Raw genomic sequence first — 1,958 nt, 5'->3', positions numbered from 1 at the left:
ATCCCCTGGGCGAAATGCGCCTGGTAAGCAGAGTTTTTGAAATGTAAGGCCTTTGAATAAGACAAAAGGCTGCCTCATCGCTAACTTTGCAACAGTGCCAGCTGCGGGCCGCTCCCGCCGCGAAGGACGTGCTCGACGCCATCGAGGTGCTGCGCGGCATGAACAGCGACAACGCCCGCAAGGTGCCCGCCGACGCGCCGACCGAGTTCATCAAGCCGCGCTGGCAGAAGCTGGTCATGACCGACACCGGCATCGACCGGCGCTACTACGAACTGTGCGCGCTGTCGGAGATGAAGAACGCGTTGCGTTCCGGCGACATCTGGGTGCAGGGGTCGCGCCAGTTCAAGGACTTCGAGGACTACCTGGTGCCGCCCGCGAAATTCGCCAGCCTCAAGCAGGCCAGCGAATTGCCGCTGGCCGTGGCCACCGACTGCAACCGGTACCTGAACGACCGGCTGACGCTGCTGGAAACACAGCTTGCCACCGTCAACCGTATGGCGACGGCCAACGAGCTGCCGGACGCCATCATCACCGAGTCAGGCTTGAAGATCACGCCGCTCGACGCGGCGGTACCCGACACCGCCCAAGCGCTGATCGACCAGACGGCAATGATCCTGCCGCACGTCAAGATCACCGAACTGCTGCTGGAGGTGGACGAATGGACGGGCTTCACTCGGCATTTCGCGCATCTGAAATCGGGCGACCCGGCCAAAGACAAGAACCTGTTGCTGACCACGATCCTCGCCGACGCGATCAACCTGGGCCTGACCAAGATGGCGGAGTCTTGCCCCGGCACGACCTACGCCAAGCTGGCTTGGCTGCAAGCCTGGCACATCCGCGACGAAACCTACGGGGCGGCGCTGGCCGATCTGGTCAACGCACAGTTCCGCCATCCCTTCGCCGAGCACTGGGGCGACGGCACCACCTCATCGTCGGACGGCCAGAACTTCCGCACCGGCAGCAAGGCCGAGAGCACCGGCCACATCAACCCGAAATACGGGAGCAGCCCAGGGCGGACGTTCTACACCCACATTTCTGACCAGTACGCGCCATTTCACACCAAGGTCGTGAACGTCGGCGTGCGCGATTCGACCTACGTGCTCGACGGCCTGCTGTACCACGAGTCCGACTTGCGGATCGAGGAGCATTACACCGACACGGCGGGCTTCACCGATCACGTCTTCGCCCTGATGCACCTCCTGGGCTTCCGCTTCGCGCCGCGCATCCGCGACCTGGGCGACACCAAGCTCTACATCCCGAAGGGCGACGCCGCCTATGACGCGCTGAAACCCATGATCGGCGGCACGCTCAACATCAAGCACGTCCGCGCCCATTGGGACGAAATCCTGCGGCTGGCCACCTCGATCAAGCAGGGCACGGTGACGGCCTCCCTGATGCTCCGAAAGCTCGGCAGCTACCCACGCCAGAACGGCCTGGCCGTGGCGCTCCGCGAGCTGGGCCGCATCGAGCGCACGCTGTTCATCCTGGACTGGCTGCAAAGCGTGGAACTGCGCCGCCGCGTGCATGCCGGCCTGAACAAGGGCGAGGCGCGCAATGCGCTGGCCAGGGCAGTGTTTTTCAACCGCCTGGGTGAAATCCGCGACCGCAGTTTCGAGCAGCAGCGCTACCGGGCTAGCGGCCTCAATCTGGTAACGGCTGCCGTCGTGTTGTGGAACACGGTCTATCTGGAACGGGCTGCGCACGCGCTGCGTGGCAACGGCCATGCCGTTGATGACGCGCTGTTGCAGTACCTGTCGCCGCTCGGTTGGGAGCACATCAACCTCACCGGCGATTACCTCTGGCGCAGCAGCGCCAAGATCGGCGCGGGCAAGTTCAGGCCGCTACGACCGCTGCAACCGGCTTAGCGTGCTTTATTTAATGAGATGGTCACTCCCTCCTTCCCAGTACTATGCTGAGGACAGGCTTTCATTCGGAGAACCATCATGGAAAACATTGCG

General features: G+C 63.2%; 1 pseudogene. It reads left to right on the top strand.

The window, feature by feature from the left end:
• Nucleotides 1–98: 98 nt before the first annotated feature.
• A pseudogene (locus ACMWKA_RS25625) lies at nt 99–1,865 on the top strand (Tn3 family transposase); the annotation flags it as partial.
• Between the last annotated feature and the right edge of the window lie 93 nt (nt 1,866–1,958).

Origin of the sequence: Enterobacter sp. 03-F-07-AD-ECC (assembly GCF_047530935.1) — a bacterium.
In the GTDB taxonomy this organism is placed as follows: domain Bacteria; phylum Pseudomonadota; class Gammaproteobacteria; order Enterobacterales; family Enterobacteriaceae; genus Enterobacter; species Enterobacter cloacae.
Note: the sequence above shows the minus strand (reverse complement) of the source record. Positions and strands in the feature narration are given on the sequence as shown.